Raw genomic sequence first — 22,025 nt, 5'->3', positions numbered from 1 at the left:
AAGTAAACCGTTTCGGGAGGTCAGGCGCGCTCGGGCGCGCTCCGGTCCGCCCCGGTCCGGTCGACGCCCGGCAGTCGGTTCAGCGCGTAGAGGACGGCGAGCGCGGCGACGAACACCGCGAGCCCCCCGGCGAGCGTCCGGAAGACCGACTCGAAAGCGTAGTTCGCCTCGGTCAGGAAGCCGACCGCGCCGCTCCCGTTGGCCTCCAAGAGGAGCGCCGCGCCGCTGAACACGGCGTAGGCGCTCCCGCGGGCGTCGCTCGGCAGCGACGAGAGCATGAACGTGTCCAGCGCGGGAAACAGGCTGTGGATGACGTAGCCGAGCACCGCGACGACGACGGCGACGGCGACGAAGCCCTGCGCGTACGTCAGGGCGACGAGCGCGCCGATGAAGGCGACGAGCAGGCCGAAGATGTAGGGGACGTGCGGGAGTTTGTCGGCGAGTCGGCCCGACAGCGAGAACGCGGGGACGCCGGCGGCGAAGACGATGGTGAGCATCGTGCTCGCCGTGGCGGCGTCGAACGCCTTCGCTTGGGTCATGTACGACACGAGGAAGTTGAACAGGCCCTGCCAGACGAACCCCGCGGGCGCGATGAGGAGGATGCCCGTGAGGATGAGCTTCCAGTGGCCGAGCGCGGCCGAGAAGTCGCGGTCAGCGCCCGTGCCGGCCCCCGCGCTCCCGTCGCGGGAGACGGCGTAGAGGAGGAGCGTCACGAGCGCGGCGGCGGCGGCCAAGACCCAGAACGTCTCGCGCCACGTGTACGACGCGAGGATGATGACGACGACGGGCGCGGCGACGACGGCGGCGACCTGGCTGGCCGCGCCGTGGATGCCGACCATGCGGCCGACGCGCTCGGGGAACAGTTCGCCGACGAGCGGGGTCGCGGAGACGAAGTACGCGCCCGAGGCGAGGCCGAGGCCGAACGCGCCGATTTGGAGGGTCAGCACCGACGTCGCGCTCGCGGTGAACGCCGCGGCGACGACGAGCAGCGTGCCCGACCCGAGGACGACCTTCGACCGCGAGACGCGCGTGAGCAGGTAGCCGACGGGGATTCGCGGGATGGCGGTCCCGAGCCAGACGAGGCTCGTCACGACGCCGATGGTCGCCGGGCCGACGGAGAACTGCGTCTGGAGCGTCTCGACGAGCGGCGGGAACGCGACGCGGCCGAAGTTGACGAGGAAGACGAGTCCGCAGAGAGTTCCGAAGAGGCGGCGAGTCACTACCCCGGATTCAGTCGCCGCCGTGTCAAGCGTTGCGAATCCGACCCGCGACCACATGTGTTAACGCGGCCCCGGGCCAACGGGGGCGTATGATTACGAGTCGACGCATGGCCGCGGTCGACCTGAACGCCGAGGCGCTCGGCGTGCCGCGGAAACAGCTCATGGAGTCGAGCGGGAACGCCGTCGCGCGGGCCTGCCGCGACCTCGCGGACCCCGGCGCGTCGGTCGCAATCGTCGCCGGACGCGGCAACAACGGGGGCGACGCGCTCGTCGCCGCGCGGTTCCTGAAGGCGTACGACGTGACCGTTCACCTGCTCGGCCGCCCGGAGACGATTTCGACCGACATCGCCCGCGAGAACTGGGACGCCCTCGTCGCGGGCGAGGCCGACCGGCGGACCGTCGCCGACTCGGCCGCCTTCGACCTCGGCGACCCCGACCTCGTCGTGGACGCGATGCTCGGAACCGGCGTCGCCGGCGCGCTCCGCGAACCCGAGGCGACGGCCGCCCGCGCCATCAACGAATCGGCTGCGACCGTCCTCGCGGTCGACGTTCCCTCCGGCGTCGACGCCGACACGGGCGAGGCGGCGGGTCTCGCGGTCGACGCCGACCGCGTCGTCACCTTCCACGACGACAAGCCCGGTCTCGGGGACCTCGACTGCGAGGTCGTCGTCGCCGACATCGGCATTCCCGAGGCGGCCGAACTGTTCACCGGCCCCGGCGACCTCCTCGCGCTCGACCGCGACGCACAGAGCCACAAGGGCGACCACGGCGACGTGCTCGTCGTGGGCGGCGGCCCGTACACCGGCGCGCCCGCGCTCGCCGCGCAGTCGGCCCTCAGAGCCGGCGCGGACCTCGCCCGCGTCGCCTGTCCCGAAGCCGTCGCCCGCGAGGTGCAGGGCTACTCCGAGAACCTCATCGTCCGCGGCTTCTCGGGCGACCGACTCGCGCCCGAACACGTCCCCGACCTCCTCGATTTCGCCGCCGACCGCGACGTCGTCGTCTTCGGCCCCGGTCTCGGTGACGCCGACGAGTCGCTCGACGCGGTCCGCGAGTTCCTCGCCGCCTACGACGGGACCGCCGTCGTCGACGCCGACGCCCTGCAGGTCGTCCCCGAGGTGGAGACCGAGGCGACCCTGATTTGCACGCCACATCAGGGCGAGTTGCGGAAGATGGGCGGCGAGACCGACGCCGACTGGGAGACGCGGCGCGACCTCGTCCGCGAGTTCGCCGCCGACCTCGGCCACGCGCTCCTCGTGAAAGGCGCGTACGACGTGGTCTCCGACGGCGACGGGGTCCGCGTCAACCGGACCGGGAACCCCGGCATGACCGTCGGCGGGACCGGCGACGTGCTCGCGGGCGCGACCGGCGCGCTCGCGGCCGTCTTGCCCCCGCTCGACGCGGCCGCCGTCGCGGCCTACGCGAACGGCCGCGCGGGCGACCTCGCCGCCGAGGAGTTCGGCGGCGGCCTCGTCGCGACCGACCTGCTCGAACGACTGCCCGCGGGCCTCCGAGGTGACGCGGAATGAGCGACGACCGCGCCGGTTCGGAGTCGAACGACTCGGACGACCGCGACCTGACCCACGTCGACGAGGAGGGCAACGTCCAGATGGTCGACGTGGGGGCGAAGCCGGACACCCGCCGCCGCGCGGTCGCACGCGGGACCATCCACCTCAGCGCCGACACCGTTCGGGCCATCCGCGACGACGAAATCGGGAAGGGCGACGTGTTGGCGACGGCCCGAATCGGCGCGATTCAGGCCGTCAAACACACGTGGGAGACGATTCCGATGTGCCACCAAATACCCATCACGAACGTCGACACCGAGTTCGAGGTGGCCGACGAGTCGGTCGCGCTCTCCGTGACGGTCGGCACGACCGGCAAGACGGGCTGTGAGATGGAGGCGTTAGAGGGCGTGACGACCGGCCTCAACGTCGTCTGGGACATGGTGAAAGCCGCGGAGAAAGACGACGACGGCCAGTATCCGGGGACGCGAATCTCGGACGTCGAAGTCGTCACGAAGGAAAAAGAGACGCTCGACTGAGTCGGGTCGGCGGTCCGACTTCCGCCTCCGCGCCGAGGCGGGCGGCTCCGACGGTCCGGCTCAGGCCGAGTCGGCCGGCGCGGAGAGGTCGGCGGCCTTCGCCCGCGCCTTCTCGACGATTGCGGGGCGCGCCTCGAACTCGACGTGGACCTGTTCGCCCTCGTACTCCTCGGCCTCGACGTGGGCGTGGTCGTAGAGCCACGAGACGAGGCTCATCGTGTCGTCGGCCATCGGCAACAGGAGGCGCTCGCGCTTCCACGCGGGCAGTTCGCCCTCGACGCGGTCGGCCAGTTCCTCGACGTTCTCGCCGGTCAGCCCCGAGACGGCGACGGGGTTGGGCGCGAGCGCCGACAGCGCCGCGCGCTTTTCTTCGAGTTCCTCGGCCTCGACCTTGTCCACCTTGTTGAACACGGTCACGATGGGGGCTTCGTTTCGCTCGTAGAGCGTGTCGTGGCTCGTCACCAGCTTCTCGCGCATCTCCTCGATGGGCTCGGAGGCGTCCACGACGAGCAACACGAGGTCGGCCCGGTAGACCGAATCGAGCGTGGACTTGAACGACTCGACGAGCCAGTGGGGGAGGTCGGAGACGAATCCGACGGTGTCGGTGAGAAGCACGTCTCGCTTGCCCGTCTCGGCGCGGCGCGTGGTCGTCCCGAGCGTCGTGAACAGCTTGTCTTGGGACTCCGCGGTCGGGTCGAGGTCCGGGTGGAGGTCGTCGTTCTGGCCGACTTCGAGGTCGGCGGCGAGCCGCTGCATCAGCGTCGACTTCCCGGCGTTCGTGTAGCCCGCGAGGGCCACGAGGTCGAAGCCGGACTCGCGGCGCTGTTCGCGTCGGGTCTCCTCTTTGTCCGCGATGGCGTCCAGTTCGTTCTTGATGCGCGAAATCTGGGCCTTGATGTCCTGCTCGCGGCTCTCGTCGTACTCGCCGAGCCCCATGAACCCGGGGCGCTCGTCGCGCTTCGCCAGCGACGCCTTCGCCTCGGCGCGGGGCAGTTCGTAGCGTAGCTCGGCGAGTTCGACCTGTAGCTGCGCCTTGCGGGTGTTCGCCCGCTGGCCGAAGATTTCGAGGATGAGCGTGAAGCGGTCGATGACCTCCACGTCGTCCGGGAGCTTCTGGGCGATGTTGTACGTCTGGTAGGGGCCCAGTCGGTTGTCGAAGACGACGGCGGCGGCGTCCTCGCGCACGACGAGCGACGCTAACTCGCCGACCTTCCCTTCGCCGAAGTGGAACGCGGCGTCCTCCTCGCGGGTCTGGGTGAGTTCGCCGACCACCTCGTAGCCCGCCGCGCGGGCGAGGTCGGAAATCTCCGTGAGGTCGGCGTCGCCGCGGTCGACGCGCTTCGCGACGACGACGCGACTCATCGCCGCACCTCGATTGTGGGGTACGTAGCCTGCACTGTGTCAGTCGGTACTAGCCGCCGGAGGCACTTAAGCCCCGCTCGGCCGGGGTCACGCGTCGAGATGGCGTCCCGTCACCTCCCGTTCCATGGCCGCGTTTGGACGCCGGGACTCTTGTAGGTTGCCCGGATGCGACCTGACAGTTCGGTGATGGCGACAGTCTCCCCACAAATCACTTATACCAACGGGCGGGATGTTCGCCGTATGGACCCCTTGCAACTGAGCATCGACCCGCAGCAGCTCGGCATCGAGTTCGGGAGCGGGGCCGTCATCGGCGGCATCATCGGCTTCGCGGCCAAGAAAATCGCGAAGCTCATCGCCGTCATCGTCGGCCTCGAACTCGCCGTGTTCAAGTTCCTCGAATCGCGGGGCATCATCACCGTCGACTGGGAGCGCCTCACCGGCGGCCTCGTGAGCGCCACGCAGGACGCCGCGAGCGGCGCGCCGCCGGACTGGATTTCGACGATTCTGTCGACGCTCTCTATCTCCGCCGGCTTCTCCGGCGGCTTCCTCGTCGGCTTCAAGAAGGGGTAGTTCGCGTTCGAGACTCGCCGACGCGCCTCAGAGTTCGTCTTCGTCCTTGACGATGCGCGTCTCGGCCGTGCCGCTCGTGATGTTGTTCACCTTGTCGTAGAAGTCGTTTTGCATCCCCGCGGGGAACGTGATGACGCCGACCCACGAGCCGTCGTTCTGCCACTCCTCGCGTTCGAGGTCGCCGTAGCTCCGAATCTGCGCCTGTCCGCTGCCGGCGTACTCGGCCGGGAGTTGGACGGCGACGGTGACTTCGGCGAACTTGATCGGCAACACGGGTCGGAGCGCGTCGAGCGCGTCGTCGACCTGTGACTCGACCGGCTCCATCGGGTCGATTTTGAACCCGGCCTCTTCGAGCGCGCGCTCGATTCGCTCCGGCGGGTGCGGCGAGTCGTTCATCTGCGGGTTGACCGCGTTGCGGGCGATGCGGTTGATGAGCGACTTGCGCTTCTGTTCTTGCATCTCGCGGCGCTGTTCGGCCGTGATCTGAATCTCCCCTTTCTTGACGACCTCGGGGATTATCTGGAGCGGGTCGGTCGTTCCGAACACCTTCTCGAGGTCGTTCTCGGCGGGGCGGTCGCCGCGGGAGGCGTCCTCGAACACGTTTTCGGCGGCGATGACCTCTTCGAGGTCGCCGTCGAACTCACCGCGCTTTATCGAGAGCGCCGCGTCGGGGTCGATGAGCACCTCGAACCGCGCGCCGTGAGATTCCAGGCGGGCCGTGACTGCCTCGTCGAGTGAAATCATAGGTTCCGATACTCTCTCCGTGGTAAAAAGCCCTCGCCGACCGACTCCCCCGACAGCGTCTCGCGAAATTCGCCGGGACCTCGTTCGGAGCAATCGTTATGCTCGCCCGCACCCCACGTCTCGGTATGAGTTCGCAGGCGTCGGAGAAGTCCCTCGAAGAACGGCTCGACCTGTTCATGCGGCGGAACTTCCCCCAGATCGAGATGCACGGCGGCGACGCGGGTATCGAAGCCATCGACGAGGAGACCGGAGAAGTGTGGATTTCCCTCACCGGCGCGTGTTCCGGCTGCGGCATCTCGCCGATGACGATTCAGGCGCTGAAGGCGCGCATGGTCGCCGAGTTCGAGGAGATAGACGCGGTCCACGCCTCGACCGGCGGCTTCTACGACGACGAACCGGGCGCGGGGTTCGAACCCGACGTGTCCGACGCGCCCTTCTGAGCCGTCTTCTGACATCGCTTTTCGACCGAACCGTCCCGACGAGCGACGCCGCCGCGAGCGCGCGCCGCGCCGTCGCTCGCCGTGGGAGAAAACTGAGGAACCGAGTCGAGTCGAGCGGACGCCGAGTTACGCGGCGGCTTCGATGATGTCGACGAGGTCCTCTTTGCTCTGGACGCCGATGACCTCTTTGACCTGCTCGCCGCCGGCGTAGAACTGCAGGGTCGGGACGCTGCGAATCCCCTGCTCGCGGGCCAGTTCTTGGAGTTCGTCGATGTCGACCTTGGCGACGACGGCGTCGGTCTCCTCGGCGATTTCCTCGACGGTGGGTTCGAGCATCTTACACGGGCCGCACCACTCGGCGTGGTAGTCCACGAGGACGACCGCGTTGTCGGCGATGAGTTCGTCGAGGTGGTCCGAACTCTCGACGTGGACGGGTGCATCGGTTGTCTTCGGAGTGCTCATACCACCACGTATCGGCGCGACACTCTTACCCATTGCGCCTGTTTGCGTGACGGTGCACGACCGTGAAACTCCGTGTTCGCGGCGAAACCAGCCGGATTCGGGGAGCGAGGCTCAGCAGTCGTAGGTCAGGAGCACGCCGTCGTCGACGCGCTCCACGTCGCGGAGCGACAGTCTGGGGAAGTCGGCGACGAAGCCCTCGCCGTCGGCGAGCGTCGGCGCGTCTCGGCCGCCGATGACCATCGAACCGACGTAGAGGGTGAGTTCGTCGACGAGGCCGGCCTCGAACAGCGAGAAGATGAGCTCGCCGCCCCCCTCGACCATGAGCCGCTCGACGCCGCGCGATTCGAGCGCGTCGAAGGCGTCGGGGAGTGACACTCGCTCCGCGCCCGCGACGACGAGTTCGGCCCCGGCCGATTCGAGCGCCTCGCGGCGAGCGTCGGGCGCGGCCTCGGAGACGAGCACGTAGGTCGTCGCCGCGTCGTCCAGAATCCGGGCGTCGGTCGGAGTTCGGGCGCGCGAGTCGGCGACGACGCGCGCGGGATGCGGCGGGCTGCCGCGGTCCTCGCGGGCGGCGACGAGGTCGGGGTCGTCGAGCGCGAGGTGCGGGTCGTCGGCGAGGACGGTCCCGACGCCGACGGCGACGGCGTCGGCCGCCGCGCGAATCTCGTCCACGCGGGCGAAGTCGTCGTCGCCGCTTATCTTCACCTGCTCGCGGCGGCGAGACGAGAGCTTGCCGTCGAGGCTGGCGGCGGCGTTGACGTGGACGTGCATACTCGCGGGTCGTCGCCGCGTCGAAAACGCCTTTCGGTGGGGTGCCGTCGCAGTATTGCCGGACAGGAATTAAATAGGCCTCTGTGGTACATTGTGTCATCTATGACTGCCAAGGTCCTGATGCTGGGGTGGGGGTTTCCGCCGAACGTCAGCGGCGGACTCGACACGCACGTCGGCGAGATGTTCGAGCGACTCGACGACCGCGAGGACGTGGACATCGAACTCGTGCTTCCCGCCGAGTACGCGCCGGACCGCGAGGGAATCGTCGGGGTCCCGACCGGCGAAGGAGACATCATCACCCGAATCGGACGGCTGGGGTCGACGTTCGCCGAGCGCGCCGCCGACGCCGACATCGTCCACACCCACGACTGGTTCGGCTACGGGCCGGGGTCGCGCGCGAAATCGAACAACGAGGACGTGGAGTGGGTGACCACGTTCCACTCGCTTTCGTCCGACCGCAACATCGACCCGCCGCAGCGGGAAGTCGAGACCGAGCGCCGAATCGCCGAGCGCTGTGACCACCTGCTCGCGGTGAGCGAACTCCTCGCCGACAAGGTCAAACGGGAGTACGGCGGCGACTGCCACGTCATCTACAACGGCTTTTCGGAGTGCGAGACGACGGGGCGCGACCTCAAGGAGGAGCTCGGCATCGACGGGAAGATGCTGTTCTTCGTCGGCCGGCACACCGACCAGAAGGGCATCTCGCACCTCGTCTACGCGATGGAGAAACTCGCCCGCGACGACGTGACGCTCGTCATGGGCGGGTCGGGGCACCTCACCGCCCAACTCAAGCGCTTCGCCGAACTGCTCGGCGTCGAAGACCGCATCAAGTGGGCCGGCTACGTCCCCGAGGAGGCCCTCGGCGACTACTACGCCTCGGCGGACCTGTTCGTCTCGCCGTCGCTGTCCGAGCCGTTCGGCATCACCATCGTCGAGGCGCTCTCGACCGGCACGCGCGTCGTCGCCACCGAGAGCGGCGCGGCGGAGGTCCTCCCCGAGGACTGCGTCATCGAGGTCGAACCCGACTCGCGCTCTATCGCCGACGGCATCGAGTACGGCCTCTCGCTGGAGGGGAAGCCGGAGTACGAACCGTACACGTGGGACCGCGTCGTCGACGAGACGGTGGAGTACTACCACAGCATCCTCGACGGGGACACCGACGTCTCGGCCGGGGCGGAAAACGAAGTCGAAGCCAGCGACGCGGACGCCGACGAGGCGGACGCGAACTGAGCGGGCGACCCCCGTTCAGCGGAGGAGTCGCACGTCGGTCACCGGCTCGGGGTGGCGAATCCGGTAGCCACCGCGGGTCGGCACCATCCCTTCTCGCGGCATCGTGCCGCGGGCGGACTGATACGGCGAGTCGTCGGTCTGGACCGACTGGTACGGCGAGTCGTACGCCGACTGGTAGGGGCTGTCCGACGACTGGTACGCGCTGTCGGTGGCCGCCTCGGCGTCGAATCCCTCAGGCGGGAGGTAGATTCGCTCGCCGGACGCCGAGCGGACGACGACCGCGGTGTCCTTGTCGCCCTCCATCACGATGGTCGTCCAGCCGTCCTCGATGGTCACGGAGAAGGAGACCTCCTCGTCGTCGGCGTCGGCGTCCGGGGTCTCGTCGTTCGACATACGACTCCAACTGACACGCGAGCACTTAGTGATTCGCCCGCCGGTCGCCGCCCGCACGCCCGGCAACACTTTTTATCCGACGGGGGCGAATCCCGACTCGATGGAACTCGACCAGCACGCCGAGGAGCTTGCCTCCGCCCTCGGTGTCGACAAAGAGGAGGTCAAATCCGACCTGCAGAACCTCCTGCAGTACAGCGTCCCGCTCGACGAGGCGAAACAGAGCGTCCGCCGCAAGCACGGCGGCGGAAGCTCCGGCGGCAGCGACGGCGCGCCCTCGACGAAGCGAATCGCCGACATCGACCCCGACGGCGGCAACGTCTCCGTGACGGTCCGCGTGCTCACCGTGGGCACCCGCTCTATCGTCTATCAGGGCGACGAACAGACCATCCGCGAGGGAGAACTCGCCGACGAGTCCGGCGTCATCTCCTACACCGCGTGGCAGGACTTCGGCTTCGAACCGGGCGACTCCGTCGTCATCGGTAACGCCGGCGTCCGCGAGTGGGACGGGAAGCCCGAACTGAACATCGGTGCGTCCTCGACGGTCGGCGTCGAGTCCGAGACGGTCGAGACGCCCTACGACGACCGCATCGGCGGCGAGGCCGACCTCATCGACCTGCAGGCCGGCGACCGCGGCCGAACCGTCGAGGTCCGCGTCCTCGAAGTCGACTCGCGCACCATCGACGGCCGCAACGGCGAGACGACAATCCTCTCGGGCGTCGTCGCCGACGAGACCGGCCGGCTCCCCTTCACCGACTGGGCCCCCCGCCCCGACGTGAAAGAGGGCGCGAGCCTGCGTCTCTCGGACGTGTACGTCCGGGAGTTCCGCGGCGTGCCGCAGGTGAATCTCTCGGAGTTCACGACGCTTGAGGTCCTCGACGACCCCGTCGCCGTGACCGACGCCGCGCCCCGCCTGAAAATCGGCGAGGCCGTCGACGCCGGCGGGATGTTCGACGTGGAAGTGCTCGGCAACGTCCTCGAAGTGCGCGACGGCTCCGGACTCATCGAGCGCTGTCCCAAATGCAGTCGCGTCGTCCAGAACGGCCAGTGCCGACAGCACGGCGAGGTCGACGGCGAGGACGACATGCGCGTGAAGGCGATTCTCGACGACGGCACCGGCACGGTGACCGCCATCCTCGACCGCGACCTCACAGAGGAGATCTACGGCGGGACGATGGCCGACGCGATGGAGGCCGCCCGCGAGGCGATGGACAAGGAGGTCGTCGCCGACGACATCGCCGACACGCTCGTCGGTCGCGAGTACCGCGTCCGCGGGAACCTCTCGGTGGACGAGTACGGCGCGAACCTCGAAGCCGACGAGTTCGAGGAGACCGACGACGACCCGGCCGAACGCGCGGCCGCCCTCCTCACGGAGGTGCGCGCATGAGCGCCTCGCCGGTCGTCGGCACGCGGGAAATCGCCTACCGCGTCTTCGCCGCCGAGTTCGACGACGCCTCGCTTTCGTACTCCGAGAGCGACGAGGAGCGCGCGCCGAACTACGTGGTCACGCCCACCGGCGCGCGACTCAACCGGACGTTCGTCGCGGGCGTGCTCACCGAGGTCGAACACGTCAACGACGAGGTCCTCCGCGGGCGCATCGCGGACCCGACGGGCGCGTTCGTCACCTACGCCGGGCAGTACCAGCCGGAGCCGATGGCCTACCTCGACGCGGCGACGCCCCCGGCGTTCGTCTCGCTCGCGGGCAAGGCCCGGACGTACGAACCGGACGACGCCGACGTGGTTTACTCCTCGGTCCGCCCCGAGAGCGTCAACACCGTCGACGCCGACGTGCGCGACCGCTGGATCGTCTCGGCCGCCGAGGCGACGCTCCGCCGTATCGCGGTGTTCGACGAGGCGCTGTCGATGTCCCACCGCGGCGACGACCTGACTCGCGCGCTCGAAGCGCGCGGCGTGGACTCGACGCTCGCGGAGGGCGTCCCCCGCGCCATCGACCACTACGGGACGACCCGAACCTACCTCGAAGCCCTGCGCGAAGTCGCCGTGCAGGCGCTCGAACTCGTCGCGGGCGACCGCGACCAAGTCGACCCCCTCGACGTCGCCCCCGGCGACGGCGGGGACGCCGTCCTCGGCCCGCTCCCCGAACTCGACCTCGAACCGGCCGCGAGCGTCGATATCGAGGTCGACGAGGCGGACGCGGACGACGGGGACGAACTCGACGACTCGGAGCCCGACGCGGGCGAGTTCGACGCCGACCCGGACGCCGAGCCGGTCGCTGACGCCGACGCGGAATCCGAACTCGACGCCGGGGCCGACGCCGACATCGAGTCCGAGTCCGTCGCAGAGCCAGAGACCGACTCCGTCGCGGACGCCGAACCCGAGTCGGAGCCCGCGCCCGACTCGGAACCCGTCGCCGCCGAGGCGACCACCACGACCGAGAACCAGCCGGCGTCCGAGTCAGAACCGGAGACCGCGCCGTCGACGACAGCTGACGCAGAGCCGGAACCTGCCGCGGAACCCGAATCTGACGCAGAGCCGGAACCCGCGGCGGAACCCGACCTCGCGTCCGACTCGCTCGACGCCGACTCGGAGCCCGACTTCGACGCCGGCTCGGACGACGGCGCGCTCGGCGACTTCGAGGACGACGCCACCGACGCGGAGACGGCCGACGCCGACACCTTCGGCGGCTCCGACGACGGCACGCTCGGCGACTTCGAGGACGGCTTCGACGACCCCGAACCCGAGACGGACGCGTCGGCCGCCGCGGCCGACGAGTCGTCAACCGACGCGGCGACCGACTCCGCGACCACCGACGCCGACGAGTCGGTCGACCCCGACGGGATGTACGAACTCGACGAGGACGAGCGGGCCGAAATCGAGTCCGAGTTCGGCACGGAGTTCACCTCCGGCGCGGACGTCGACCCCGCCGGCGAGGCGGACATCGACGTGCCCGACGCGGACGACCTCACCGAGCAACTCGAATCCGAACCCGTCGCCGACGAACCGGAGCCGGAACCCGCGGCCGACGCCGCCCCGGAACCCGAACCGGCGGTCGACGCCGAACCGGAGTCCAAACCCGAGCCGACGCTCGACGCCGGGTCGGATGACGCCGAGAGCGAGGCCGACGCCGACGAAGCCGCCGAGGACATCGACCTCGAATCGGTCGTCGTGGACGCCATGGACGACCTCGACGACGGCGACGGCGCGTCCCACGACGAGGTCGTCGCGGCCGTCGTCGACGAGTACGGCGCGGACCCCGGCGCGGTCGAAGACGCCATCCAGGAGGCGCTCCTCGGCGGTCGGTGCTACGAGCCGCAGGACGGCGTGCTGAAGGCCATCTGAGGCCGTGCCCGGACCGCTCGTCGAACCGATTCCCGGCCACCCAGCCGCGGTGGCGCGGACGAGCAGACGCGGGTTCCCCGAGCGCTCGCTCGTCGTCGCCGACTACCACGCCGGCATCGAGGCCGGCCTGCGGTACGAACGCGGGGTGGAACTCCCGTCGAAGGCCGCGGTCCGCCGCGAGCGCCTGCTGTCGCTTCTCGACCGGACCGACGCCGACCGACTGGTCGTCCTCGGCGACCTCGGCCACCGCATCGGCGACCCGAAGGGAGACGAGGCCGAGGAACTGTGCGAGTTCGCGGACGCCGTGGCCGACCGCGCCGAACTGACGGTCGTCCCCGGCAACCACGACGGCGGCCTCGCGGCGTTTTTCGGCGACGACGTGGCGGTGACAGACCCCGCGGGCGTCCGCCTCGGCGACGTGGGATTCTGCCACGGCCACACGTGGCCCTCGCGGGAGGTGCTCGCCGCCGACGTGGTCTGTTCGGCTCACGAGCACCCGGCGGTCAGGCTGGAGGACGAGGTCGGCGGCGCGCGGAAAGAGCGCGTCTGGCTCCGCGGCACTCTCGCTCCCGAGGTGTTCGCGGAGCACTACGAGGTCGACCCCGCGGAGGTGGCGCGGGCCGACGCCGAACTCGTGGTGTTCCCGGCGTTCAACGACACCTCGGGCGGGACGTGGGTCAACGTCCCCGGTCAGGGATTTCTCTCGCCGTTCCTGCCCGACGGCCTCGCGGACGGGGAAGCCTACCTGCTCGACGGCACGCGGTTGGGCGACTATCGGAACGTCTGAGGGGCCGAAGTCGTCGCGGTCGCCAAACGCGACTTCCCGTTTTTTCGACTCCTACGCGAAGGCGAACGTGAGAGTGCCGAGGACGAACACGGAGACGGCCGTCACGTTGGCGAGTCGTTGCCAGCCGGTCCACTCGCGGAAGAACTCCGGCACGCCCTCCTCTCGTTCTTGCACGGCGTAGCCGACGAACCAGACGGTCGTGAGCACCAGCACCGCCGCGAAGACCAGTTGCCACGCCGCGAGGTCGCCCCGCTGATTGCCGAGGACGATAAGGAGATTGCCGCCGGTGAAGCCGGCCTGCGACAGCCAGAACGACCGTTCGGGAGTCACATCACCACCGAGTACAGTTGGAGGGCGACGCCGAACGCGTAGAGCGCCGCGCCGACGATGACGAGGTAGACGAGCGGGCCCCAGTCCGACGGGACCCGAGCACGGTCGGGGTCGCGGAGGGCGACGACCGACGCGTAGCCGACCACGACGACGCCCGCGGCCGCTGCGGCGGTGTTGATACCCACGTCTCCCGCGGAAACGTCGAGCGCGATATCGACGGCGGCACAGAGACCGAAGACGAGGAACGCGGACCAGTAGACTCGTTTCGGGGACACGCCCGAAATTGATTCACGGGCGACATGAATCTCCCGGTCGGGACCGCCCCGAGCGGTGCGCTTAATCGCTTCGAACCGTAACCTCGGGCGATGCCAGACGGCGAGGCCGCCGCCGGAATGGACGCCTTCGCGACGCTCTCGTCGCCCGTTCGAAACGCGCTCTCGGAGCGCGGATTCACGACGCCCACCGAGCCGCAGCGCCGGGCGATTCCCCCGCTGTCCGACGGGAAACACGGCCTCATCATCGCGCCCACGGGCACCGGCAAGACGGAGACGGCGATGCTGCCGGTGTTTTCGGCCATCGCCGACGCCGAGGACCGATTCGGTATCTCGGCGCTCTACATCACCCCGCTTCGGGCGCTGAACCGCGACATGCGCCAGCGGCTCGACTGGTGGGGCGAACAGCTCGACGTCGACATCGACGTTCGCCACGGCGACACCACGCAGTACCAGCGACAGAAGCAGGCCAACGACCCGCCGGACGTGCTGGTGACGACGCCCGAGACGCTGCAGGCGATGCTCACTGGGAAGAAGTTGCGGACGGCGCTGTCGGACGTGCACCACGTCGTCGTCGACGAGGTCCACGAACTCGCGTCGGCCAAGCGCGGCGCGCAGTTGACAATCGGGTTAGAGCGCCTCCGCGAGTTGGCCGGGCCGTTCCAGCGAATCGGGCTCTCGGCGACGGTCGGGTCGCCCGAGGAGGTCGGGAAGTTCCTGACCGGCGACCGACCGTTCGAGGTCATCGAGGTCGACGTGGACAACCGCGTCGAGTTCGAGGTGGTCCGCCCCGAGGTGACGAACGAGGACGAGGCGCTGGCGGGCAAACTCGCCACCGACCCCGAGATAGCGAGCCACGTCCGGACGATTCGAGACGTCGTCCGCGACCACGAGTCCGTGCTCGTCTTCGTCAACACCAGACAGACCGCGGAGGCCCTCGGCTCGCGGTTCAAGGCGCTCGGCGACCCAATCGAGGTCCACCACGGCTCGCTGTCGAAGGACGTTCGAATCGACGTGGAAGACCGCTTCAAGGCCGGCGAGTTGGACGCGCTCATCTGCACGTCGTCGATGGAACTCGGAATCGACGTGGGTCGGGTGGACCACGTCGTCCAGTACAACAGCCCGCGCGAGGTGTCGCGGCTCCTCCAGCGCGTCGGCCGCGCGGGGCACCGCCTGGGCGTCGTCTCCCGCGGGACCGTCGTCACCGACCACCCCGACGACACGCTCGAAGCGCTCGCCATCGCCCGGCGGGCCGTCTCCGGCGAGGTCGAACCCGCCCGCGTCCACCACGGGAGCCTCGACACCGTCGCTAACCAAATCGTCGGCGTCGTCATGGACTACGGCGACGTGTCGGCCCGCCGCGCCTACGAGATTATCACGCGGGCGTACCCCTTCCGCGACCTCGCCGAGGACGACTTCCGCGCCGTCGTCCGCGAACTCTCGGGGAACCGCCTCCTCTGGCTCGACGAGGACAAGGACCTCCTCGGGAAGTCCGGCGGCACGTGGCAGTACTTCTACGCCAACCTCTCGATGATTCCCGACGAGGAGACCTACGACGTTCACGACATCTCCTCGCGCCGGCAGATAGGGACGCTCGACGAGAAGTTCGTCCTCAACTTCGCCTCGCCGGGCGCGACGTTCATCCAGCGCGGCGAGATGTGGCGCGTCAACGACGTGGACGAGGAGGAGGCGCGAGTGAACGTCTCGCCCATCGAGGACCCCGGCGGCGAGGTGCCGTCGTGGGTCGGCTCGGAGATTCCGGTGCCCGCGCCGGTCGCCGGCGAGGTGGGCGAACTCCGCGACGTGGCCGCGCCGCAGTTCGAGTCCGGGGCCGACCGCGAGGCCGTCGCCCGCGACATCGCCATGCGCTATCCGACCGACGAGGCCACGGTCCGCTCGGCGCTCGGCCCCATCGAGAAACAGGTCGAAGCCGACGCACCGATTCCGACGGCGAACAGGCTCGTCCTCGAAGGCTCGCCCCGGAAGGTGACGCTGAACTCGCCGTACGGCCACCGGGTGAACGAGACGCTCGGTCGGCTCCTGTCGGCGCTCATCGGCCAGCGGACCGGCTCCTCGGTCGGCATGGAGGTCGACCCCTACCGCGTCGAGTTCGACGTGCCCGGGAAGGTCCGCCCGACGACGTTCGCCGAGGTGCTCCGCGAGACCGACCCCGACCACGTCGAGGCGCTGCTCGAACTCGCGCTCAAGCGGTCGGACTCGCTGAAGTTCACGCTCGCGCAGGTGGCCGCGAAGTTCGGCGCGCTCAAGCGCTATCAGGGCAAGGGCCGCTTCGGCGGCGACCGACTCCTCGCCGCGCTGGAGGACACGCCCGTCTACGACGAGGCCGTCCGCGAGGTGTTCCACACCGACCTCGCCGTCGAGGAGACGGTCGAACTGCTCCGGCGCGTCCGCGAGGGCGACGTGGAACTCGCCGTCGCCCGCGAACCCACCGCCATCGGCACCGGCGGCCGCGGGTCGGGAACCGACCTGCTCGTCCCCGAGAACGCCGACGCGAGCGTCATCGAGACGGTTCGGGACCGGATTCAGAACGACCGCGTGCTGTTGGCGTGTCTCCACTGCAAGGACTGGACTCGAAAGACGAAGGTAAAGCGCGTCCGCGACCCCGTGGAGTGCCCCGAGTGCGGCGCGACCCGCGTCGCCGCGCTCAATCCGTGGGACGACGAGGCGGTGAAAGCGGTCCGCGCGCCGGAGAAAGACGACGAACAGGAGCGACTGACGAAGCGGGCGTACCGCTCGGCGAGTCTGGTGCAGGCCCACGGCAAGCGGGCGGTCGTCGCGCTCGCGGCCCGCGGGGTCGGCCCGCACAACGCCGCGCGCATCATCAACAAGCTCCGCGAGGACGAAGACGACTTCTACCGCGACATCCTCGAACGGGAGCGCGAGTACGCCCGAACCCAGTCGTTCTGGGACTGACGGGACGGATTCCGGTTCGGCCGCTTACTCCTCGATGGCCCACTCGTCGAGAATCTCGGTCGTCGCGGCCGCCAGCGCCTCGAAGTCCTGCATCGAGATGCCGTCGGTCGTGACGAAGACGCCGAAGTCCTCGACGGTGATGCGGACGAGGTAGCCGTTTTCGAACACGCGAATCGTGTACTCGTAGTCGCCGAGTTCGGAGCCGCGGTAGGCGTCCTGGGTCATCTTGAAGTCGTGCCACTCGTTGCCGATAAAGGAGTTCAGGTCGGCCTCCTGTTCGAGGTCCTCGCGGAGGTACACCTGCACGTAGTCGAAGCGGCTGAAGTACGTGAGCGACCGGAGGCTGTCGCCGACGGCCGTGCGGCAGACGGTGACGAGCTTTTCTTTTGCTTCCTCGGGGAGGAGATTGGACATCGCTTCAGCCTGCGCGAGCGAGCGCCAAATAGGCGGCGGCTTCGGCAGCGGGCGGGTGGGAGCTGAGACGCGCCGGTCGGTCCGTGACGCCGCTATTCCGACGCGTAGGCGTCCCGGTAGTCGCGCTCGCGCCGGATGAGCTCCTCGACGCCGTGTTCGAGGATGTCGGAGCCGAGCGACGTGGCGCGGTAGTACGAAAACAGCCCCTCGTCGTCGGCCTGCGACCGTTTTCGCTTCTCGACCAACCCGGCGTCGACGAGTTTGTTGAGGTGGTAGTGGAGCGTGTTCGCCTGCACGTCGAGCGCCTCGGCCAGCGCTTTCGGGCTTCGCTCGCCGAAGTGGACCAGTCGGTACAGCAGGGTGAAGCGCGTCCGGTCGCCGAGTGCGGCCTGCATGTCGAGGTACTCGTCCAGCGTGAGGACGCTCGTCGGCGGCAGCAACTCGGCGGGGTCCTCGGGCAGCCCGTCCGAATCGACCGGGTCGTTCGTCGCCATCTCGGTTCGCTAGACGGAGCGTATCGATTTAACGGTTCTTGAGTCGAACTTCGCTGAAAAATCCGAATTTTATATACTACCGTGCGGTACGTGTGTCCATGACGGACGCCATCTCGCGCGACGAGATACGGGCGGCGCTCGGGCGGACGACCTACGACCGGTTTCTCGTCTACGTGATGGGTCCGTACAAGTCGTTCAACCTCAACTACGTCCTCTCAGAGGAGGAACTCGCCGCCATCGACATCGAGGACCTCCCCGGACCGATTCGAAAGCTGTTCGCCGCGCGAGACGAGGTCGACGACGCGCTCGCGCTCCTCCGACGGGTGCAAGGGAGCCTCCGCGCGGACCCGGGCGTCAACGCCTTTCTCGCCGTCGACGCGGACCTCAGCACCGACGAGGTGGACGCCGCCACGCAGTCGCTCGCGTTCGCCGAGGCGAGCAACGCCACCGTGTTCGTGCTGCCGTTTCTCGGCCACAACTTCGGCGTCGGCGAGGAGGCGGGGTCGATACTCGAACGGCTCTCCGAGACGCACGGCGACAGAATCGTCTTCGTCCACGAAGCGACGGTCACGAGCGAGATGATTCGCGCGGCGCGCGCCCGCTGGGACCTCCGCGTCGAGACCTACGACACCGAAGCGGAACTCCACAAGCGCATCCGACTGTTCGTCGCGGACGTGATGAACCGCGAGCTACACGGCGACTTGGACCGGCTGGACTGACGCTCCCGTCAGTTCATGGTGAGTGCTATCTAACAGCACATTAACTATAGTTTACACGAGGGCGACGAACGACTCGTCATGCCCGACGACGCCCTCGGACTGGCGATGTTGGACCGGGTTCGCGGCTGTCTGCGCGCCCCGTGCGTCTACCGCGCCGGCGACGACGCCCGTGGTACTGCCGGCGACGCGCACATCTACGAGAACTATCTCGTCCCGTCGGAGCGGTGGCCCGCCGCGAAGCGCGAGTTCGTCGACTCGTTTCGGACGCCCGTCCTCGACGTGGGGTGCGGGGCGGGCCAGCACGCCCTCGCCGTACAGGAGCGCGGCGACGTCGTCGCCTTCGACGTGAGCCCGAACGCGGTTCGCGCGGCCCGCGAGCGCGGCGTCGAGGCGGCGGTCGTCGGCGACATGTTCGACCCGCCGGTCGAGGCGAGTCGGGCGGGGTTGCCGGCAGGAGGCTTCGAGACGGTCCTCGCCAACGGGACGCAGGTCGGACTCGCGGGCTCGCTGGACCGACTCGCCGACCTCCTCGCGTCGTTTGCCGACCTCGTTTCGTCCGCCGGCGAGGTCGTCGTCGACTCGTACGACCCGACGCGCATCGACCCCGAGCGCTTTTTCGGCTACCTGTCGGACCCGCGGGAAGGCGTCGCCCGACGGTCGTTCCGCGTCGAGTACGGCGACCTCCGCGGGCCGACGCTCGACTTCGTTCTCGTCTCGCCGGCCCGACTCCGGGCGGTCGCTACCGAGGCGGGCCTCGACGTGCGCGAGGTGACCGTCCCGAACGCAGAATCGAGTTACTACCGAGCGCGACTGGCGTGACCCGGCGCTGTCGCTGCGGCACTTCGCGGTGGCACTTCGGGGCGAGGCCGTCGCCGGCCGTCCCTTCCCACGCGCTACGTCCTACTCCCAGCGATTGGTCGCCTCGTTGCGCCGTGGAAGGAACGGGAGGAACAGCGCGACGGCGAAGACGATACCCGCGATGGCGAGGTACTCGGGCGACCCGAGGACGACCGCGACGAGCGAGAACACCGATGCCTCGCCGTCGGCGACGGCCGAGACCGCGTCCGCGTCGTTGTTCAACAACACGAGGAACATGAATATGGCCTCGGCGAACGCGACTCGAAGGCCGGCTTTCGTGACCCACCACGTCGCGGAGAGCGGGCCGCCGGTGAGCGCGTCCCACTCCCGACGGACCTTCCGCCGCCACGCCGCGTTCACGACACACCTCTGTTGCGAGTGAACATGAGACACAGTACGCGGCGAAACGAGATAATCTCGCAGGTGAGCGGGAACGGAGGTTCTCCGGCGGTCGGCCCCGTCAGACCTGCGTCGGCGAGACAGATTCCAGCGCCGCATCGAAGTGCGCGCGGGTGATGCGCACCTCGTCGGCGTGGTCGTTCGCCTCGGTGCCCTCGTAGGCGTCGGCCACGTCCTGAATCGCACGGAGCGCGGCCTCGCGGCAGACCGCGGCCACGTCGGCCCCGGTGTAGCCGTCCATGTGAGCGGCCACGTCGCCGAGGTCCACGTCGGTGCCGAGCGGCTTGTCGCGGACGTGCACGTCGAGGATGGCGCGGCGTGCCTCGATGTCCGGGGCGGGAACCTCGACGTGGGTCTCCAGCCGGCCGGGTCGGAGGAGCGCGGGGTCGAGCGCGTCCCGGCGGTTCGTCGCCGCGAGGACGACGAGGTTCGGGTTGTCGGCGGCGTTGTCCATCTCCGTCAGGAGTTGGGAGACGACGCGCTCGGTGACGCCCGAGTCCGACCCGGCGCTGTCGCGGTCGGTGGCGATGGCGTCTATCTCGTCGAAGAAGACGATGCTCGGGGCGGCCTGTCGGGCGCGGTCGAACACCTCGCGGACGGACTTCTCGGACTCGCCGACGTAGCGGTCCAGCAGTTCGGGGCCGGCGACGTGGATGAAGTTGACGCCGCTTTCGGCCGCGATGGCGCGGGCGAGCATCGTCTTGCCGGTCCCCGGTGGCCCGTGTAAGAGCAGGCCGGTCGGCGGGTCGGTCGAGGCCGCCTCGAACAGCGGCGCGTAGGTCAGCGGCCACGTCACCGCCCGTTCGAGCGTCCGCTTCACGTCGTCGAGGCCGCCGACGCCCTCGAAGCCCTCGGTCGGCTGTTCGGCGACGTACTCGCGCATCGCCGAGGGTTCGACCGTCGCCATCGCCGACTCGAAGTCGGCGCGCGTGACGGTCATGTCCGCGACGGCGACCTTCCCGCCACCGTCCCCGCCTCCGCCCTCGCGGCGGACGCGCCGGAGCGCGGTCATCGCGGCCTCCTTGGCCAGCGATTCGAGGTCGGCACCGACGAAGCCGTGGGTTCGGGAGGCCAGTCGGTCGATGTCCACGCCCTCGGCGAGGGGCATCCGCCGGGTGTGCACGTCGAGAATCTCGCGGCGGCCCGCCTCGTTCGGGACGCCGATTTCGATTTCGCGGTCGAAGCGCCCGCCGCGACGGAGCGCCGGGTCGAGGCTGTCGACGCGGTTGGTCGCGCCGATGACGACCACGTCGCCGCGGGCGTCGAGTCCGTCCATGAGCGACAGCAGTTGGCCGACGACGCGGTTCTCGAGGTCGCCGCCGTCGTCGCGCTTCGACGCGATGGAGTCGATTTCGTCGAAGAAGATGATGGCCGGCGCGTTCTCGCGGGCCGACTGGAACACCTCGCGGAGCTTCTCTTCGGACTCGCCTTTGTACTTCGAGAGCACCTCCGGGCCCGAAATCGTGGTGAAACTCGCGTCGACCTCGTTGGCGACGGCCTTCGCGATGAGGGTCTTCCCGGTGCCCGGCGGGCCGTGTAAGAGGACGCCCTTCGGCGGCTCGATGCCGAGATGGGCGAACACCTCGGGTTCGGACAGCGGGAGCTCTATCATCTCGCGGACGAGGTCGAGCTCGTCGTCGAGGCCGCCGATGTCCTCGTAGGTGACGCCCGTCGCCCGGCCGCGGCTCCCGGCGTCGCCGCCGTCGCCGCCGGTCACGCTCTTGACGGCGTCGCGGACGGTCTCGCTCGCGCCCTTCGAACTCGTCGCCGTCACGGAGACCGCCGTCGCGTCGGTGACGCGGACCACGCCCTCAGGCTTCGTCTCGCTGACGACGAGGGCGGCCCCGCCGAGTCGCTCGACGCGGACGCGGTCGCCCTCGCGGAGCGGCCGGTTCCGAAGCTCCGCCTTCACGACCTCCTCGATGGTCTCGCGGTCCACGCTGGTCCGCTCGAAGGCGCTGGGTCCGGCGAGCGTCACCGAGCGCGCGTCCTCGACGGCTATCTTCCTGACGCGGACGCTGTCGCCGATTTTCACGCCGGCGTTGGCCCGCGTGTCGGCGTCGACGAGCATCTCGCCCGCCGCCGCGCCGGGGCGGGCGGGCCACATCTTCGCGACCGTCTCTCGGGACCCCTCGATGACGACCGTCTCGCCGCTGAGCACGCCGAGTTCACGGCGGGCGGCCTCGGGGAGGCGGGCGATGCCGCGGCCCGCGTCGCGTTTCTCCGCGGCGCGGACGACGAGCGTCACCCCATCTTCTGACATACCCCCCGGTTCGGCCGCTCGACCC

The 22,025-nt window shown here is 69.3% G+C and carries 23 protein-coding genes; 11 read left to right on the top strand and 12 right to left on the bottom strand.

What is annotated here, in order from left to right; translation table 11 throughout:
• Window positions 1–20: 20 nt before the first annotated feature.
• Window positions 21–1,220, bottom strand: coding sequence for an MFS transporter (locus C5C07_RS07180; RefSeq protein ID WP_050459003.1), 1,200 nt, complete (start codon window positions 1,218–1,220; stop codon window positions 21–23).
• A gap of 89 nt (window positions 1,221–1,309) precedes the next feature.
• On the opposite strand from C5C07_RS07180, the gene C5C07_RS07175 reads away from it, so the two are divergent.
• The gene (locus tag C5C07_RS07175; RefSeq protein ID WP_255565243.1) at window positions 1,310–2,746 is read left to right on the top strand and encodes an NAD(P)H-hydrate dehydratase; all 1,437 of its coding nucleotides are present in this window, start codon (window positions 1,310–1,312) and stop codon (window positions 2,744–2,746) included.
• Window positions 2,743–3,261: a cyclic pyranopterin monophosphate synthase MoaC gene (gene moaC / locus C5C07_RS07170; protein WP_004977176.1), complete on the top strand. Its 519-nt coding sequence runs from the start codon at window positions 2,743–2,745 to the stop codon at window positions 3,259–3,261. The genes C5C07_RS07175 and moaC overlap by 4 nt, the downstream gene beginning before the upstream one ends.
• 60 nt (window positions 3,262–3,321) lie before the next feature.
• Here moaC and hflX read toward each other — a convergent pair whose 3' ends face one another.
• The gene (hflX, locus tag C5C07_RS07165) at window positions 3,322–4,623 is read right to left on the bottom strand and encodes a GTPase HflX (RefSeq protein ID WP_004977177.1); all 1,302 of its coding nucleotides are present in this window, start codon (window positions 4,621–4,623) and stop codon (window positions 3,322–3,324) included.
• Window positions 4,624–4,863: 240 nt separating this feature from the next.
• On the opposite strand from hflX, the gene C5C07_RS07160 reads away from it, so the two are divergent.
• Complete coding sequence (locus C5C07_RS07160) at window positions 4,864–5,193, top strand: FUN14 domain-containing protein (RefSeq protein WP_004977178.1); 330 nt, start codon at window positions 4,864–4,866, stop codon at window positions 5,191–5,193.
• Window positions 5,194–5,220: 27 nt separating this feature from the next.
• Here the strand turns inward: C5C07_RS07160 and C5C07_RS07155 are convergent, their stop codons facing one another.
• Window positions 5,221–5,937 carry a ribosome assembly factor SBDS gene (locus C5C07_RS07155; protein WP_115804796.1) on the bottom strand — a complete coding sequence of 239 codons (717 nt, stop codon included), beginning with the start codon at window positions 5,935–5,937 and terminating at the stop codon, window positions 5,221–5,223.
• Window positions 5,938–6,062: 125 nt separating this feature from the next.
• Here C5C07_RS07155 and C5C07_RS07150 point away from each other — a divergent pair, with 125 nt between their 5' ends.
• Window positions 6,063–6,377, top strand: coding sequence for a NifU family protein (locus tag C5C07_RS07150; protein ID WP_004977179.1), 315 nt, complete (start codon window positions 6,063–6,065; stop codon window positions 6,375–6,377).
• A gap of 126 nt (window positions 6,378–6,503) precedes the next feature.
• On the opposite strand, the gene trxA is transcribed toward C5C07_RS07150, so the two are convergent.
• Together trxA and C5C07_RS07140 are read right to left on the bottom strand one after the other, a co-directional pair.
• Window positions 6,504–6,839, bottom strand: a complete 336-nt coding sequence (trxA, locus tag C5C07_RS07145) for a thioredoxin (RefSeq protein ID WP_004977180.1) — start codon at window positions 6,837–6,839, stop codon at window positions 6,504–6,506.
• A 111-nt stretch (window positions 6,840–6,950) separates the two neighbouring features.
• Complete coding sequence (locus C5C07_RS07140; RefSeq protein ID WP_115804795.1) at window positions 6,951–7,610, bottom strand: 2,5-diamino-6-(ribosylamino)-4(3H)-pyrimidinone 5'-phosphate reductase; 660 nt, start codon at window positions 7,608–7,610, stop codon at window positions 6,951–6,953.
• A 120-nt stretch (window positions 7,611–7,730) separates the two neighbouring features.
• Between C5C07_RS07140 and C5C07_RS07135 the strand changes: the two genes are divergently transcribed.
• Window positions 7,731–8,840, top strand: a complete 1,110-nt coding sequence (locus C5C07_RS07135) for a glycosyltransferase family 4 protein (protein WP_050459001.1) — start codon at window positions 7,731–7,733, stop codon at window positions 8,838–8,840.
• Between the two features lie 15 nt (window positions 8,841–8,855).
• Here the strand turns inward: C5C07_RS07135 and C5C07_RS07130 are convergent, their stop codons facing one another.
• Complete coding sequence (locus tag C5C07_RS07130; RefSeq protein WP_004977185.1) at window positions 8,856–9,233, bottom strand: hypothetical protein; 378 nt, start codon at window positions 9,231–9,233, stop codon at window positions 8,856–8,858.
• A 100-nt stretch (window positions 9,234–9,333) separates the two neighbouring features.
• On the opposite strand from C5C07_RS07130, the gene C5C07_RS07125 reads away from it, so the two are divergent.
• From C5C07_RS07125 to C5C07_RS07115, 3 genes are read left to right on the top strand one after another with little or no spacing between them, the layout of a single operon-like run.
• A complete protein-coding gene (locus C5C07_RS07125) occupies window positions 9,334–10,617 on the top strand; it encodes a Single-stranded DNA binding protein (RefSeq protein WP_115804794.1) in 1,284 nt (427 codons plus the stop codon).
• Window positions 10,614–12,530 (top strand): rpa-associated protein, encoded by a 1,917-nt coding sequence (locus tag C5C07_RS07120; RefSeq protein WP_115804793.1) that lies wholly within the window; start codon window positions 10,614–10,616, stop codon window positions 12,528–12,530. The genes C5C07_RS07125 and C5C07_RS07120 overlap by 4 nt, the downstream gene beginning before the upstream one ends.
• Window positions 12,531–12,534: 4 nt before the next feature.
• Window positions 12,535–13,317, top strand: a complete 783-nt coding sequence (locus C5C07_RS07115; RefSeq protein ID WP_115804792.1) for a metallophosphoesterase — start codon at window positions 12,535–12,537, stop codon at window positions 13,315–13,317.
• Window positions 13,318–13,368: 51 nt separating this feature from the next.
• Here the strand turns inward: C5C07_RS07115 and C5C07_RS07110 are convergent, their stop codons facing one another.
• Together C5C07_RS07110 and C5C07_RS07105 are read right to left on the bottom strand one after the other, a co-directional pair.
• Window positions 13,369–13,647: a hypothetical protein gene (locus tag C5C07_RS07110; RefSeq protein ID WP_004977194.1), complete on the bottom strand. Its 279-nt coding sequence runs from the start codon at window positions 13,645–13,647 to the stop codon at window positions 13,369–13,371.
• Window positions 13,644–13,922 (bottom strand): hypothetical protein, encoded by a 279-nt coding sequence (locus C5C07_RS07105; RefSeq protein WP_004977195.1) that lies wholly within the window; start codon window positions 13,920–13,922, stop codon window positions 13,644–13,646. The genes C5C07_RS07110 and C5C07_RS07105 overlap by 4 nt, the downstream gene beginning before the upstream one ends.
• A gap of 90 nt (window positions 13,923–14,012) precedes the next feature.
• Here C5C07_RS07105 and C5C07_RS07100 point away from each other — a divergent pair, with 90 nt between their 5' ends.
• Entirely contained in the window at window positions 14,013–16,853 is a 2,841-nt protein-coding gene (locus C5C07_RS07100; protein ID WP_115804791.1) for a DEAD/DEAH box helicase, read from the top strand.
• Between the two features lie 24 nt (window positions 16,854–16,877).
• Here C5C07_RS07100 and C5C07_RS07095 read toward each other — a convergent pair whose 3' ends face one another.
• Together C5C07_RS07095 and C5C07_RS07090 are read right to left on the bottom strand one after the other, a co-directional pair.
• The gene (locus C5C07_RS07095) at window positions 16,878–17,267 is read right to left on the bottom strand and encodes a hypothetical protein (RefSeq protein ID WP_004977200.1); all 390 of its coding nucleotides are present in this window, start codon (window positions 17,265–17,267) and stop codon (window positions 16,878–16,880) included.
• A 92-nt stretch (window positions 17,268–17,359) separates the two neighbouring features.
• On the bottom strand, window positions 17,360–17,761 hold the full coding sequence (locus C5C07_RS07090) for a helix-turn-helix transcriptional regulator (RefSeq protein WP_004977202.1): 402 nt from the start codon (window positions 17,759–17,761) through the stop codon (window positions 17,360–17,362).
• A gap of 98 nt (window positions 17,762–17,859) precedes the next feature.
• On the opposite strand from C5C07_RS07090, the gene C5C07_RS07085 reads away from it, so the two are divergent.
• A complete protein-coding gene (locus tag C5C07_RS07085; protein WP_004977204.1) occupies window positions 17,860–18,480 on the top strand; it encodes a hypothetical protein in 621 nt (206 codons plus the stop codon).
• A gap of 78 nt (window positions 18,481–18,558) precedes the next feature.
• Window positions 18,559–19,299, top strand: a complete 741-nt coding sequence (locus C5C07_RS07080) for a bifunctional 2-polyprenyl-6-hydroxyphenol methylase/3-demethylubiquinol 3-O-methyltransferase UbiG (RefSeq protein WP_115804790.1) — start codon at window positions 18,559–18,561, stop codon at window positions 19,297–19,299.
• An 81-nt stretch (window positions 19,300–19,380) separates the two neighbouring features.
• Here the strand turns inward: C5C07_RS07080 and C5C07_RS07075 are convergent, their stop codons facing one another.
• Window positions 19,381–19,698: a hypothetical protein gene (locus C5C07_RS07075; protein WP_008093110.1), complete on the bottom strand. Its 318-nt coding sequence runs from the start codon at window positions 19,696–19,698 to the stop codon at window positions 19,381–19,383.
• A gap of 100 nt (window positions 19,699–19,798) precedes the next feature.
• Complete coding sequence (locus C5C07_RS07070) at window positions 19,799–22,000, bottom strand: CDC48 family AAA ATPase (protein WP_115804789.1); 2,202 nt, start codon at window positions 21,998–22,000, stop codon at window positions 19,799–19,801.
• Window positions 22,001–22,025 lie beyond the last annotated feature (25 nt).

The sequence above is a fragment of the Haloferax sp. Atlit-4N genome (assembly GCF_003383025.1).
Classification (GTDB): domain Archaea; phylum Halobacteriota; class Halobacteria; order Halobacteriales; family Haloferacaceae; genus Haloferax; species Haloferax gibbonsii.
The sequence above is the reverse complement of the archived record's forward strand: the minus strand, read 5'-3'. Positions and strand labels throughout refer to the sequence as shown.

What these genes read in the sequence shown, in the direction of transcription:
- C5C07_RS07085 (WP_004977204.1), top strand. Translation starts at nt 17,860, where the DNA reads ATGACGGACGCCATCTCGCGCGACGAGATACGGGCGGCGCTCGGGCGG.
- C5C07_RS07155 (WP_115804796.1), bottom strand. Translation starts at nt 5,937, where the DNA reads ATGATTTCACTCGACGAGGCAGTCACGGCCCGCCTGGAATCTCACGGC.
- C5C07_RS07160 (WP_004977178.1), top strand. Translation starts at nt 4,864, where the DNA reads ATGGACCCCTTGCAACTGAGCATCGACCCGCAGCAGCTCGGCATCGAG.
- moaC (WP_004977176.1), top strand. Translation starts at nt 2,743, where the DNA reads ATGAGCGACGACCGCGCCGGTTCGGAGTCGAACGACTCGGACGACCGC.
- trxA (WP_004977180.1), bottom strand. Translation starts at nt 6,839, where the DNA reads ATGAGCACTCCGAAGACAACCGATGCACCCGTCCACGTCGAGAGTTCG.
- C5C07_RS07070 (WP_115804789.1), bottom strand. Translation starts at nt 22,000, where the DNA reads ATGTCAGAAGATGGGGTGACGCTCGTCGTCCGCGCCGCGGAGAAACGC.
- C5C07_RS07080 (WP_115804790.1), top strand. Translation starts at nt 18,559, where the DNA reads ATGCCCGACGACGCCCTCGGACTGGCGATGTTGGACCGGGTTCGCGGC.
- C5C07_RS07125 (WP_115804794.1), top strand. Translation starts at nt 9,334, where the DNA reads ATGGAACTCGACCAGCACGCCGAGGAGCTTGCCTCCGCCCTCGGTGTC.
- C5C07_RS07100 (WP_115804791.1), top strand. Translation starts at nt 14,013, where the DNA reads ATGCCAGACGGCGAGGCCGCCGCCGGAATGGACGCCTTCGCGACGCTC.
- C5C07_RS07175 (WP_255565243.1), top strand. Translation starts at nt 1,310, where the DNA reads ATGATTACGAGTCGACGCATGGCCGCGGTCGACCTGAACGCCGAGGCG.
- C5C07_RS07135 (WP_050459001.1), top strand. Translation starts at nt 7,731, where the DNA reads ATGCTGGGGTGGGGGTTTCCGCCGAACGTCAGCGGCGGACTCGACACG.
- C5C07_RS07095 (WP_004977200.1), bottom strand. Translation starts at nt 17,267, where the DNA reads ATGTCCAATCTCCTCCCCGAGGAAGCAAAAGAAAAGCTCGTCACCGTC.
- C5C07_RS07130 (WP_004977185.1), bottom strand. Translation starts at nt 9,233, where the DNA reads ATGTCGAACGACGAGACCCCGGACGCCGACGCCGACGACGAGGAGGTC.
- C5C07_RS07150 (WP_004977179.1), top strand. Translation starts at nt 6,063, where the DNA reads ATGAGTTCGCAGGCGTCGGAGAAGTCCCTCGAAGAACGGCTCGACCTG.
- hflX (WP_004977177.1), bottom strand. Translation starts at nt 4,623, where the DNA reads ATGAGTCGCGTCGTCGTCGCGAAGCGCGTCGACCGCGGCGACGCCGAC.
- C5C07_RS07120 (WP_115804793.1), top strand. Translation starts at nt 10,614, where the DNA reads ATGAGCGCCTCGCCGGTCGTCGGCACGCGGGAAATCGCCTACCGCGTC.
- C5C07_RS07090 (WP_004977202.1), bottom strand. Translation starts at nt 17,761, where the DNA reads ATGGCGACGAACGACCCGGTCGATTCGGACGGGCTGCCCGAGGACCCC.
- C5C07_RS07140 (WP_115804795.1), bottom strand. Translation starts at nt 7,610, where the DNA reads ATGCACGTCCACGTCAACGCCGCCGCCAGCCTCGACGGCAAGCTCTCG.